The 13,458-nt window shown below is 58.3% G+C and carries 9 protein-coding genes and 1 tRNA gene; all 10 read left to right on the forward strand.

Annotated features, from left to right (window positions below):
* Window positions 1-17 precede the first annotated feature (17 nt).
* Window positions 18-1,208 carry an elongation factor Tu gene (gene tuf / locus KI609_RS02005; protein ID WP_226446513.1) on the forward strand — a complete coding sequence of 397 codons (1,191 nt, stop codon included), beginning with the start codon at window positions 18-20 and terminating at the stop codon, window positions 1,206-1,208.
* Window positions 1,209-1,220: 12 nt separating this feature from the next.
* Window positions 1,221-1,296 (forward strand) — tRNA-Trp (locus KI609_RS02010).
* A 90-nt stretch (window positions 1,297-1,386) separates the two neighbouring features.
* On the forward strand, window positions 1,387-1,773 hold the full coding sequence (secE, locus tag KI609_RS02015) for a preprotein translocase subunit SecE (RefSeq protein WP_226446576.1): 387 nt from the start codon (window positions 1,387-1,389) through the stop codon (window positions 1,771-1,773).
* Window positions 1,770-2,366, forward strand: a complete 597-nt coding sequence (gene nusG, locus KI609_RS02020; protein WP_226446578.1) for a transcription termination/antitermination protein NusG — start codon at window positions 1,770-1,772, stop codon at window positions 2,364-2,366. Before secE ends, nusG begins: the two co-directional genes overlap by 4 nt.
* Window positions 2,367-2,508: 142 nt before the next feature.
* On the forward strand, window positions 2,509-2,940 hold the full coding sequence (gene rplK / locus KI609_RS02025; RefSeq protein WP_057199791.1) for a 50S ribosomal protein L11: 432 nt from the start codon (window positions 2,509-2,511) through the stop codon (window positions 2,938-2,940).
* Between the two features lies 1 nt (window position 2,941).
* On the forward strand, window positions 2,942-3,640 hold the full coding sequence (rplA, locus tag KI609_RS02030; RefSeq protein WP_226446580.1) for a 50S ribosomal protein L1: 699 nt from the start codon (window positions 2,942-2,944) through the stop codon (window positions 3,638-3,640).
* 235 nt (window positions 3,641-3,875) lie between these two features.
* Window positions 3,876-4,400: a 50S ribosomal protein L10 gene (rplJ, locus tag KI609_RS02035; protein WP_226446582.1), complete on the forward strand. Its 525-nt coding sequence runs from the start codon at window positions 3,876-3,878 to the stop codon at window positions 4,398-4,400.
* A 40-nt stretch (window positions 4,401-4,440) separates the two neighbouring features.
* On the forward strand, window positions 4,441-4,815 hold the full coding sequence (rplL, locus tag KI609_RS02040) for a 50S ribosomal protein L7/L12 (RefSeq protein WP_226446584.1): 375 nt from the start codon (window positions 4,441-4,443) through the stop codon (window positions 4,813-4,815).
* A gap of 265 nt (window positions 4,816-5,080) precedes the next feature.
* Window positions 5,081-9,193, forward strand: a complete 4,113-nt coding sequence (rpoB, locus tag KI609_RS02045; RefSeq protein WP_226446586.1) for a DNA-directed RNA polymerase subunit beta — start codon at window positions 5,081-5,083, stop codon at window positions 9,191-9,193.
* Between the two features lie 21 nt (window positions 9,194-9,214).
* Window positions 9,215-13,453 carry a DNA-directed RNA polymerase subunit beta' gene (rpoC, locus tag KI609_RS02050; RefSeq protein WP_226446588.1) on the forward strand — a complete coding sequence of 1,413 codons (4,239 nt, stop codon included), beginning with the start codon at window positions 9,215-9,217 and terminating at the stop codon, window positions 13,451-13,453.
* Window positions 13,454-13,458 lie beyond the last annotated feature (5 nt).

The raw sequence follows: 13,458 nt of genomic DNA on the forward strand, positions 1-13,458 counted from the left end.
TTTTCGGAGTCGGAAAAATGGCAAAAGGTAAGTTCGAACGTACCAAGCCCCACGTCAACGTGGGCACGATCGGTCACGTGGACCATGGCAAGACGACACTGACGGCGGCCATCGCCACGGTGCTGTCGGCCAAGTTCGGCGGTGAAGCCAAGGCTTACGACCAGATCGACGCGGCTCCAGAAGAAAAGGCCCGCGGCATCACGATCAACACCGCTCACGTGGAATACGAAACGGCCAACCGCCACTACGCCCACGTGGACTGCCCAGGCCACGCCGACTATGTGAAGAACATGATCACCGGCGCTGCCCAGATGGACGGCGCCATCCTGGTGTGCTCGGCCGCTGACGGCCCCATGCCCCAGACCCGCGAGCACATCCTGCTGGCTCGCCAAGTGGGCGTGCCTTACATCATCGTGTTCCTGAACAAGTGCGACATGGTGGACGACGAAGAGCTGCTCGAACTCGTCGAAATGGAAGTGCGCGAACTCCTGGACAAATACAACTTCCCTGGCGACGACACCCCGATCATCCGTGGTTCCGCCAAGCTCGCCCTGGAAGGCGACAAGGGTCCTCTGGGCGAAGAAGCCATCATGAAGCTGGCCGAAGCGCTGGACACCTACATCCCCACGCCTGAGCGCGCTGTGGACGGTGCCTTCCTGATGCCTGTGGAAGACGTGTTCTCGATCTCTGGCCGCGGCACCGTCGTGACCGGTCGTATCGAGCGCGGCGTCGTCAAGGTCGGCGAAGAAATCGAAATCGTCGGCATCAAAGACACCGTCAAGACCACTTGCACCGGCGTGGAAATGTTCCGCAAGCTGCTGGACCAAGGTCAAGCAGGCGACAACGTTGGCTTGCTGCTGCGCGGCACCAAGCGTGAAGACGTGGAACGCGGCCAAGTGCTGTGCAAGCCCGGCTCGATCAAGCCCCACACGCACTTCACCGCTGAGGTGTACGTTCTGTCCAAGGACGAAGGTGGCCGTCACACGCCCTTCTTCAACAACTACCGTCCTCAGTTCTACTTCCGCACGACCGACGTGACTGGTGCCATCGAGCTGCCAGCCGACAAGGAAATGGTCATGCCTGGCGACAACGTGTCGATCACTGTGAAGCTGATCAACCCCATCGCCATGGAAGAAGGTCTGCGCTTCGCCATCCGTGAAGGCGGTCGTACCGTCGGCGCCGGCGTCGTGGCAAAGATCATTGCTTAATAAGGCATACACAGGGGTATAGCTCAATTGGCAGAGCGTCGGTCTCCAAAACCGAAGGTTGTAGGTTCGATTCCTACTGCCCCTGCCACTTGAATGTGGCTCAAAAAAAGCCCGCCAGTACCTGGCGGGCTTCGGCGTCTTGATTGACGCAAAAAATCGGAAGCAGGAATACTCAAAGATGGCCACTTCACAGGTTGAAACTGTTAACACAGGCGCCGACAAGGCCAAGCTCGCGTTGGTAGTGGCTTTGGTCATTGCCTCGGTCGTGGGCTTCTATTTGTTGGGTAAACAAGGTGTTTTTGCTCAATGGGCGGTACTGATCGTTGGTTTGGTGGTGGCTGTCGGCGTTTTCTTGCTGTCGGAATCTGGTCGGCAGTTTGTGGCTTTTGCGCGGGATGCCTGGCGCGAGGTGAAAAAGGTTGTTTGGCCAACGCGCAAAGAAACTCTCCAGATGACGGCATACGTGTTTGCCTTTGTGGTGATCATGGCCTTGTTTCTTTGGATGACGGATAAAACGCTTGAATGGGTTTTGTACGATTTGATTTTGGGGTGGAGAAAGTCATGACGACCGTTGCAGAGAACACTGGAGCAGAAGCTCCTGCAGGCGCATCTGTTTCGGTAAACCCGGATTTGCGTTGGTACATCGTGCATGCCTATTCAGGTATGGAAAAGGCTGTTGAGCGGAATATCCAGGAGCGTATTGCTCGTGCAGGGATGCAAGCCAAGTTCAATCGCATACTTGTTCCCACCGAAGAGGTGGTGGAGATGAAAAATGGCCAGCGTAAGACGACGGAACGTCGCTTGTTTCCTGGTTACGTGTTCGTCGAAATGGTCATGGATGACGATACTTGGCACTTGGTGAAACACACCAATAAAGTGACGGGCTTTGTGGGGGGGGCAAAAAATCGGCCCGCTCCTATTTCTGAAGAAGAGGTTCAGAAGATCGTCAGCCAGATGCAGGAAGGCACGGACAAGCCGCGCCATAAGGTCGAATTCATGGTGGGCGAACTCATTCGAGTCAAAGAAGGTCCGTTCACGGATTTCAACGGCTCGGTGGAAGAGGTCAATTACGAAAAGAGTCGCGTGCGTGTGTCGGTGATGATTTTCGGACGCTCAACGCCAGTCGAGCTGGAATTTGGACAGGTTGAGAAAACCTGATTCTTGGGTAGTCCAGGAATTTCTAAGATTTGATGGCGCACTTTCCGACTCGGTGCCGTCATTGTGATGATGAGTCGTTAACCCCGGGGAGCCGATTGCTGCATGGTGTGGCATAGGCGTTATGACCCGTAAGGAATAAAACATGGCGAAAAAAATCGTAGGTTTTATCAAGCTGCAAGTTCCAGCTGGTAAGGCCAATCCCTCTCCACCAATCGGCCCTGCACTGGGTCAGCGTGGTCTCAACATCATGGAGTTCTGCAAGGCATTCAATGCGCAGACCCAGGGCGTTGAGCCAGGGCTGCCACTGCCCGTGGTCATCACGGCATTTGCAGACAAGAGCTTCACCTTCATCATCAAGACGCCGCCAGCGACGACTCTGATCAAGAAGGCCATCAAGCTCGACAAGGGTTCTGCGAACCCGCTGAAGACCAAGGTCGGCAAAATCACGCGCGAACAGCTCGAAGAGATCGCCAAGACCAAGATGAAGGACATGAATGCTGCCAACGTCGCTGCCGCTGTGCGCACGTTGGCTGGTTCTGCACGCTCGATGGGCGTGACGGTGGAGGGTTTGTAACATGGCCAAGCTGACTAAGAAGCAAAAAGCCCTGCAAGGCAAGGTAGACAGCAACAAGCTGTATGCATTCGCTGAAGCTGTTGTGATCGTTAAGGACGCCGCTACGGCCAAGTTCGACGAATCCATCGACGTGGCTGTTCAGCTTGGCATCGATGCCAAGAAGTCCGACCAAGTGGTTCGCGGCGCCGTGGTGCTGCCCAACGGGACCGGCAAGACGACTCGCGTAGCTGTGTTCGCCCAAGGCGCCAAGGCCGAAGAAGCCAAAGCGGCTGGCGCCGACATCGTGGGTATGGACGACTTGGCCGCCATGGTCAAGGCCGGTGACATGCCTTTCGACGTGGTGATCGCCGCCCCTGACGCAATGCGCGTTGTCGGTACGCTCGGCCAGATCCTGGGTCCACGCGGCCTGATGCCTAACCCTAAGGTGGGCACTGTGACGCCTGACGTTGCCACGGCTGTTAAGAACGCCAAGGCTGGTCAAGTGCAGTTCCGTGTTGACAAGGCAGGCATCGTGCACAGCACCATCGGTCGCCGCTCGTTTGACAACGACAAGCTGCAAGGCAACTTGGCTGCACTGATCGAGGCGCTGACCAAGGCCAAGCCTGCAACCAGCAAGGGTGTATACCTGCGCAAGGTGGCTGTTTCCTCCACGATGGGCCTGGGTGTTCGGGTGGATACGCAGACCATCGCTGCAGCGTAATTGCAAGAAATCTTCGGATCTGCCTTCGGGCGGGCCCGATGTGGTGGGCTGGGACTGCTTCGGTAGTCGCAGGCCATCCAAGACCGTTGGTGCGTGATCCAGTCGCGCTTAAAGACACAGAGACGCCAACGCAGATGGCGATCCCGCTGCTGATGGAATTTTTCCTGAACAGTTGGTCGCTGCAACAAGAGCGCGCATGAGGCATCCGCCGAGTGCGCATTTTAAGGAGTAGACCTTGAGTCTTAATCGCAGTGAGAAAGAAGCGGTCATCAGTGAAGTGACCAGCCTCGCCGCTAAAGCTCAAACGCTTGTGATCGCGGAATACCGTGGCATCACGGTCGCCGACATGACCAAACTGCGTGTTGATGCTCGCAGCAAGGGCGTGACCCTGAGTGTTCTGAAGAACACTTTGGCTCGCCGTGCTGTAGCTGGCAGCGCATTTGACGTGATGGCCGACCAGATGACTGGTCCGCTGATCTATGGCTTCTCCGAAGACGCTGTGGCCGCCGCCAAGGTGGTGGCCGATTTCGCGAAGACCAACGACAAGTTGGTGATTCGTGGTGGCGCTTTCGGTGGCAAAGCCCTGGATGTCAACGGCGTTAAGCAACTGGCTAACATTCCTTCCAAGGAAGTTCTGTTGGCTCAGATTTGTGGCTTGCTTATGTCCCCCATCTCGCGTACAGCCGTTGTGCTGGGCGCGCTGGCGGCCAAAAAAGGCGAAGGCGCTGCCGAGACGGCCGCCGAACCTGTTGCGGCTTGATGGCCCGGCAGATAACCAACAAAATTGTTAGGAAATAAAAATGGCATTCGATAAAGACGCATTTTTGACCGCTCTGGACAGCATGACGGTTCTGGAACTCAATGACCTGGTGAAGGCCATTGAAGAGAAGTTTGGCGTGAGCGCTGCAGCCATGACTGCTCCTGCTGCCGCCGGTGGCGGCGCTGCTGCTGCGGCTGAAGAAAAGACGGAATTCAACGTGGTGCTGACCGAAGCTGGCGCCAACAAGGTGTCCGTGATCAAGGCTGTGCGCGAAATCACCGGCCTGGGCCTCAAGGAAGCCAAGGACCTGGTGGACGGCGCTCCAAAGAACGTCAAGGAAGGCATTGCCAAGGCCGACGCCGAAGCAGCCGTCAAGAAGCTGGTGGAAGCTGGCGCTAAGGCCGAACTCAAGTAATTCGGTCTTGATCAAGGGCTGGAGTGCTCCGCAAGGGCCTCCAGCCTTTGGTGCTTTCAGAGTGCACCCGCAAGCCTCGTTGTAAACGAGACTTCCGAGTGTTTTCTGACAACCCCGACAGCAGAAGACGCCTTGGTTCGGGTGATGTGCAATGCATCACCGTCCGCCATGGTTGGTAGTGGCCAACCGCCAAGCCTGTAAGGTTTCTTTCCCTTGCGGGTCAGTCGTCGCAGACCCAGGACTCATGTCTTTGCCCGGAGATCTCATGGCCTATTCCTACACCGAACGCAAGCGAATTCGCAAAAGTTTCGGCACCCGCGACAGCGTGCTCGAAGTTCCCTATTTGCTGCAGATGCAGAAGGACGCATACACCGCATTCCTGCAGGCTGATAAAGCTCCTCAAAAGCGAACAATCGAAGGCCTTCAAGCTGCATTTGACGCAGCTTTTCCTATCGTCTCACACAACGGTTTTGTGGAGATGAAGTTCATCGAATACAACTTGGCCAAGCCCGCATTCGATGTGCGCGAGTGTCAGACGCGTGGTCTGACCTTTGCTTCGGCCGTGCGGGCGAAGGTGCAGCTGATCATTTATGACCGCGAGTCCTCGACTTCGCAGTCCAAGGTGGTCAAGGAAGTGAAGGAGCAAGAGGTCTACATGGGCGAAGTTCCGCTCATGACGGATAAGGGCTCGTTCATCATCAACGGTACCGAGCGCGTGATCGTCTCGCAGCTGCACCGTTCGCCTGGCGTGTTCTTCGAGCACGACAAGGGTAAGACGCACAGCTCGGGCAAGCTGCTTTTCTCGGCTCGGATCATTCCTTACCGTGGTTCCTGGCTCGACTTCGAGTTCGATCCAAAGGACATCCTGTACTTCCGCGTCGACCGTCGTCGCAAGATGCCAGTCACGATTCTGCTCAAGGCCATCGGCCTGAATCCAGAATCTATCTTGGCGAACTTCTTCGTCAACGACAACTTCCGCCTGATGGACAGCGGTGCACAAATGGAATTTGTGTCCGAGCGTCTGCGCGGTGAAGTGGCCCGTTTCGATATCACCGACAAGTCCGGCAAGGTCGTCGTGGCCAAGGACAAGCGTGTCACCGCGCGGCACACGCGCGAACTGGAGCAATCCGGCACGACGCACATCAGTGTCCCCGAAGACTTTCTGATCGGGCGCGTTGTGGCTCGTAACGTTGTGGACGCGGATACCGGTGAAATCATCGCGAAGGCGAATGAAGAGCTGACCGAAGCGCTGCTCAAGAAGCTGCGCTCCGCTGGTGTGCAAGATGTCCAGTGCATCTACACCAATGAGCTCGACCAGGGCGCATACATGTCGCAGACCCTGCGCATCGACGAAACGGTGGACGAGTTCGCTGCGCGGGTGGCTATCTACCGCATGATGCGCCCCGGCGAGCCGCCCACCGAAGACGCGGTGCAGGCCCTGTTCCAACGCCTGTTCTACAACCCCGACACGTATGACCTGTCGCGCGTGGGCCGCATGAAGTTCAACGCCAAGATCGGCCGCGACGAATCCACCGGCCCCATGGTGCTGTCCAACGAAGACATCCTGGCCGTGGTCAAGATCCTGGTGGATCTGCGCAACGGCAACGGCGAAGTCGATGACATCGATCACCTGGGCAACCGCCGCGTGCGTTGCGTGGGCGAACTGGCCGAAAACCAGTACCGCACCGGATTGGCACGTATCGAAAAGGCTGTGAAGGAGCGTCTGGGTCAGGCCGAGCAAGAGCCACTGATGCCCCACGACCTGATCAACTCCAAGCCCATCTCAGCGGCGCTCAAGGAGTTCTTCGGTGCTTCGCAGCTGTCGCAGTTCATGGACCAGACCAACCCGTTGGCGGAAATCACGCACAAGCGCCGTGTGTCCGCTCTGGGCCCAGGCGGTTTGACCCGTGAGCGCGCAGGCTTCGAAGTGCGTGACGTGCACGTGACCCACTACGGTCGCGTCTGCCCTATCGAAACGCCTGAAGGCCCGAACATCGGCCTGATCAACTCGTTGGCCCTGTACGCCCGCCTGAACGAGTACGGTTTCATTGAAACGCCGTACCGTCGTGTGGTGGATGGCCAAGTTACCAGCGAAATTGACTATCTGTCGGCCATTGAAGAAGGCAAGTATGTGATCGCCCAGGCGAACGCTGTGCTGGACAAAGATAACCGCCTGACGGGTGAGTTGGTGTCTGCCCGGGAGAAGGGTGAATCCATTCTGTGCGGCGCAGATCGCGTGCAGTACATGGACGTGTCACCCGCGCAGATTGTGTCTGTGGCGGCCTCGTTGGTTCCGTTCCTGGAGCACGATGACGCGAACCGCGCGCTGATGGGCGCCAACATGTCGCGCCAGGCCGTGCCTGTACTGCGTCCTGAAAAGCCCTTGGTCGGCACGGGCATCGAGCGTGTGGCTGCTGTGGACTCCGGCACTGTGGTCACTGCAACGCGCGGCGGCATCGTGGACTACGTGGATGCCACGCGCATCGTGGTGCGAGTGAATGATGCTGAAGCTGTGGCCGGTGAAGTGGGTGTGGATATCTACAACCTCATCAAGTACCAGCGTTCGAACCAGAACACCAACATCCACCAGCGGCCCATTGTCCAAAAGGGTGACCAGCTGGTCAAGGGTGATGTGATTGCCGATGGTGCATCGACGGACTTCGGCGAAATCGCCATTGGCCAGAACATGTTGATCGCCTTCATGCCATGGAACGGCTACAACTTCGAAGATTCGATCCTGATCTCCGAACGTGTGGTGTCAGAAGACCGTTACACCTCGATCCATATCGAGGAATTGGTCGTCATGGCGCGCGATACCAAGCTGGGCGCAGAAGAAATCACGCGCGATATTCCGAATCTGTCGGAGCAGCAACTGAACCGCCTGGATGAGTCCGGCATCATCTACGTGGGTGCGGAAGTCATGCCCGGCGATACGCTGGTGGGCAAGGTGACACCGAAGGGTGAAACCACGCTGACGCCTGAAGAGAAGCTGCTGCGCGCGATCTTCGGCGAGAAGGCCTCCGACGTGAAGGACACGTCGCTGCGCGTGGATCAGGGCTCGCAAGGCACTGTGATTGACGTGCAGGTGTTCACCCGTGAAGGTATCCAGCGTGACAAGCGCGCCCAGCAGATCATCGACGATGAACTCAAGCGCTTCCGGCTGGACCTGAACGATCAGCTACGCATTGTGGAGGCTGATGCGTTTGACCGTATCGAAAAGCTGCTGAATGGGCGTGTGGCCAATGGCGGACCTCAGAAGCTGGCGAAGGGAACCAAGATCGACAAGGCCTATCTGGCGTCGGTCGAGAAGTTCCATTGGTTCGACATCCGTCCTGCGGAAGACGAAGTGGCCACGCAGCTCGAGTCCATCAAGAACTCGCTGGAGCAAACGCGCCACAGCTTCGACCTGGCTTTTGAAGAAAAGCGCAAGAAGCTCACGCAGGGCGACGAACTGCCTGCCGGTGTGCTCAAGATGGTCAAGGTCTATCTGGCCGTTAAGCGCCGCCTGCAGCCTGGTGACAAGATGGCTGGCCGCCACGGTAACAAGGGTGTGGTGTCCAAGATCGTGCCGGTCGAAGACATGCCTTACATGGCCGATGGGACGCCTGCTGACATCGTTCTGAACCCGCTGGGCGTGCCCTCGCGGATGAACATCGGTCAGGTGCTGGAAGTTCACCTGGGCTGGGCCGGCAAGGGCATTGGGCAGCGCATTGGTGACATGCTGCAGCAGGAAGCTAAAGCGTCTGAAGTGCGCAAGTTCCTCGAGGAGGTCTACAACTCGCGCGGCCGCACTGAAGACCTGTCGCAACTGAGTGATGCCGACCTGATCGCCATGGCAGAGAACCTGACCAATGGCGTGCCATACGCCACGCCAGTGTTCGATGGCGCGTCGGAAGACGAAATCAAGGCCATGCTGAAGCTGGCCTATCCCGACGATCTGGCGGAGCGCAAGGGGTTGACCCCCGAGCGTACACAGGCCTATCTGTTTGACGGCCGCACGGGTGATCGCTTCGAGCGTCCCACCACGATCGGCTACATGCATTACCTGAAGCTGCACCATCTGGTGGACGACAAGATGCACGCCCGCTCGACCGGTCCTTACTCGCTCGTCACGCAGCAGCCGCTGGGTGGTAAGGCGCAGTTCGGTGGCCAGCGTTTCGGGGAAATGGAAGTGTGGGCGCTGGAAGCTTACGGCGCCGCCTACGTGCTGCAGGAAATGCTGACCGTGAAGTCCGACGACGTGGTGGGCCGTACCAAGGTGTACGAGTCCATTGTCAAGGGCGAACACGCCATCGAAGCCGGCATGCCGGAATCGTTCAACGTGCTGGTCAAGGAAATCCGTTCGCTGGGCCTGGACATCGAGCTGGAACGCTCCTAAGCAGAAAAGGAAAGAGTCATTATGAAATCACTACTCGACCTGTTCAAGCAATTCACGCCGGATGAGCACTTCGATGCCATTCGCATCGGCATGGCTTCGCCCGAAAAGATCCGTTCGTGGTCTTTCGGTGAAGTGAAGAAGCCTGAAACCATCAACTACCGCACATTCAAGCCCGAGCGTGACGGTCTGTTTTGCGCCAAGATTTTTGGTCCTATCAAGGACTACGAATGTTTGTGCGGCAAGTACAAGCGCCTCAAGCACCGCGGTGTGATCTGCGAGAAGTGCGGCGTTGAAGTCACGCAGACCAAGGTGCGCCGCGAGCGCATGGGCCACATCGATCTGGCCGCCCCTTGCGCGCATATCTGGTTCCTGAAGTCGCTGCCGTCGCGTCTGGGCCTGGTGCTCGACATGACGCTGCGTGACATCGAACGCGTGCTGTACTTTGAAGCCTACGTGGTGACCGACCCCGGCATGACCCCGCTGAAGAAGTTCAGCATCATGAGCGAGGACGACTACGACGCCAAACGCAAGGAATACGGCGACGAATTCATCGCCAAGATGGGCGCCGAAGGTATCAAGGACCTGCTGGAATCCATCGATATCGATATGTCGATTGAGCGCTTGCGTGGCGACTTGACAGGCTCCGAAGTCAAGGTCAAGAAGAACGCCAAGCGCCTGAAGGTGCTCGAAGCGTTCAAAAAGTCTGGCATCAAGCCCGAGTGGATGGTGCTGGAAGTGCTGCCCGTGCTGCCCCCGGACCTGCGTCCGCTGGTGCCGCTGGATGGCGGCCGCTTCGCGACCTCCGACCTGAACGACCTGTACCGCCGCGTCATCAACCGCAACTCGCGTCTGCGCCGCCTGCTGGAGCTGAAGGCCCCTGAAATCATCGCCCGCAACGAAAAGCGGATGCTGCAGGAAGCCGTTGACTCGCTGCTGGACAACGGTCGCCGTGGCAAGGCCATGACAGGCGCCAACAAGCGTGCTCTGAAATCGCTGGCCGACATGATCAAGGGCAAGTCGGGTCGCTTCCGCCAGAACTTGCTGGGCAAGCGCGTGGACTACTCCGGTCGTTCCGTGATTACCGTGGGCCCAACGCTCAAGCTGCACCAGTGCGGCCTGCCCAAGCTGATGGCTCTGGAACTGTTCAAGCCCTTTATCTTCTCGCGCCTCGAAGCCATGGGCATCGCGACGACGATCAAGGCGGCCAAGAAAGAAGTCGAATCCGGCACGCCAGTGGTGTGGGACATCCTGGAAGAGGTCATCAAGGAACACCCCGTGATGCTGAACCGTGCGCCTACGCTGCACCGGTTGGGTATCCAGGCCTTTGAGCCCATCCTGATCGAAGGCAAGGCCATCCAGTTGCACCCCCTCGTTTGCGCGGCATTCAACGCCGACTTCGACGGTGACCAGATGGCCGTGCACATCCCGCTGTCGGTAGAGGCGCAAATGGAAGCCCGCACGCTGATGCTGGCCTCTAACAACGTGTTGTTCCCCGCATCGGGTGAACCCTCCATCGTTCCTTCGCAGGACGTGGTGCTGGGCTTGTACTACGCGACCCGTGACCGTATCAACGGCAAGGGCGAAGGCCTGGTGTTTGCGGACACCGGTGAAGTGCAACGTGCCCTGGATGCGGGCGAAGTCGAACTCGCAGCCAAGATCACCGTTCGCATGACCGAGTGGACGAAGAACAAGGAAACTGGCGAATTCGTGCCATCGACCTCGCTGGTGGAAACCACTGCAGGCCGCGCACTGCTGTCTGAAATCCTTCCCAAGGGCCTGCCGTTCTCCAATATGAACAAAGCGCTCAAGAAGAAGGAAATCTCGCGCCTCATCAACGTGTCCTTCCGCAAGTGCGGTCTGAAGGAAACGGTGGTGTTTGCCGACAAGCTGCTGCAAAACGGCTTCCGTCTGGCTACGCGCGCTGGTATCTCGATTGCTATCGATGACATGCTGGTGCCTCCACAAAAGGCCGGCATCATCGAGCGCTCCGAGAAAGAAGTGAAGGAGATCGAACAGCAATATGTGTCCGGTCTGGTCACTGCTGGCGAGCGCTACAACAAGGTGGTGGACATCTGGGGCAAGGCCGGCGACGAAGTGTCCAAGGTCATGATGGCCCAGCTGTCCAAGCAAAAGGTCATCGACCGCCACGGCAATGAAGTGGACCAGGAGTCGTTCAACTCCATCTACATGATGGCCGACTCGGGCGCCCGGGGTTCTGCTGCGCAGATTCGTCAGGTGGCCGGTATGCGGGGCCTGATGGCCAAGCCAGACGGCTCGATCATCGAAACGCCTATCACCGCTAACTTCCGCGAAGGCTTGAACGTGCTGGAGTACTTCATCTCCACCCACGGTGCCCGTAAGGGTCTGGCCGACACGGCGCTCAAGACCGCCAACTCCGGTTACCTGACCCGCCGTCTGGTAGATGTGACGCAGGATCTGGTTGTCACCGAAGAAGATTGCGGCACCTCCAATGGTTCGTTGATGCGCGCCATTGTTGAAGGCGGTGAAGTCATCGAGTCGCTGCGTGACCGTATCCTGGGCCGCACTGCAGCCGAAGACGTGCTGCACCCCGAGAACCGCTCTGTGCTGGTTCAAGCGGGCGTCATGCTTGAGGAAGACCTCATTGAGGAACTCGAAGCTGCCGGTGTGGATGAGGTGAAGGTGCGTACGGCATTGACCTGCGAAACCCGCTATGGCTTGTGCGCGAAATGCTACGGCCGCGATTTGGGCCGCGGCGGCCTGATCAACCTTGGCGAAGCCGTGGGTGTGATCGCTGCCCAGTCCATCGGTGAGCCCGGCACGCAGCTGACCATGCGTACGTTCCACATCGGTGGTGCCGCTTCGCGCGCTGCCATCGCATCGAGCGTGGAAGCCAAGTCCAACGGTGTGATCGGCTTCAACGCCACGATGCGCTATGTGAGCAATACCAAGGGCGAGCTGGTGGTGATTGCACGTTCAGGCGAAATCGTCATCCAGGACGAACATGGCCGCGAGCGTGAGCGTCACAAGGTGCCTTACGGCGCCACGTTGACGGTCAAGGCCGACCAGACAGTCAAGGCAGGAACAATCCTGGCCAACTGGGATCCGCTCACGCGCCCCATCATCACCGAGTTTGCTGGTCAATCCAAGTTCGAAAACGTCGAAGAAGGTTTGACTGTGGCCAAACAGGTCGATGAAGTGACCGGTCTGTCCACGCTGGTGGTGATTGATCCGAAGCGCCGCGGCGCCGCCAAGGTGGTGCGTCCACAAGTGAAGCTGATCGACGCTCAAGGCAATGAAGTGAAGATCCCCGGCACCGATCACTCGGTGACCATTGGCTTCCAGGTCGGCGCGCTGATCCAGGTGCGCGACGGGCAGGACGTGGGTCCTGGCGAAGTGCTGGCCCGTATCCCGGTCGAAGGTCAGAAGACCCGCGACATTACCGGTGGTCTGCCACGTGTGGCCGAGTTGTTCGAAGCCCGTACGCCTAAGGACAAGGGCACGCTGGCTGAAATGACCGGTACCGTGTCGTTCGGTAAGGAAACCAAGGGCAAGGTTCGGCTGCAGATCACGGACCCTGAAGGTCGTGTGTCGGAAGAGCTGGTGCCCAAGGAAAAGAATATCCTGGTGCACGAAGGCCAGGTGGTCAACAAGGGCGAGTCCATCGTCGACGGACCCGCAGATCCACAGGACATCCTGCGTTTGCTGGGCATCGAAGAACTGTCGCGCTACATCGTTGACGAGGTGCAGGACGTGTACCGTTTGCAGGGCGTGAAGATCAATGACAAGCACATCGAGGTGATCGTTCGCCAGATGCTGCGCCGCATTGTTGTCGAGAACGTCGGCGAGTCGAACTACATTGCTGGTGAGCAGGTCGAGCGTTCCGAGATCCTCAACACCAACGATGCTCTGCAGTCTGAAGGCAAGATCCCCGCGACCTACAGCAACCTGCTGCTGGGTATCACGAAGGCCTCTCTGTCCACCGACTCGTTCATCTCGGCGGCGTCCTTCCAGGAAACCACCCGCGTGCTCACCGAGGCGGCCATCATGGGCAAGCGCGACGAGCTGCGTGGCCTGAAAGAAAACGTCATTGTGGGTCGCCTGATCCCTGCCGGTACCGGCATGGCCTACCACCAGGCGCGCAAGGCCAAGGACGCCATGGATGATGCGGAACGCCGCGCGATTGCCGAAGCTGAAGCTGCCGAAATGGAAGCACAGGCCTCGACTTCCGACGCAGACACCAGCAGCAACGTCACTGCAACCGACGCAGCGGCCGACTAAGGCGA

Origin of the sequence: Acidovorax radicis (assembly GCF_020510705.1) — a bacterium.
GTDB classification, from domain to species: domain Bacteria; phylum Pseudomonadota; class Gammaproteobacteria; order Burkholderiales; family Burkholderiaceae_C; genus Acidovorax; species Acidovorax radicis_A.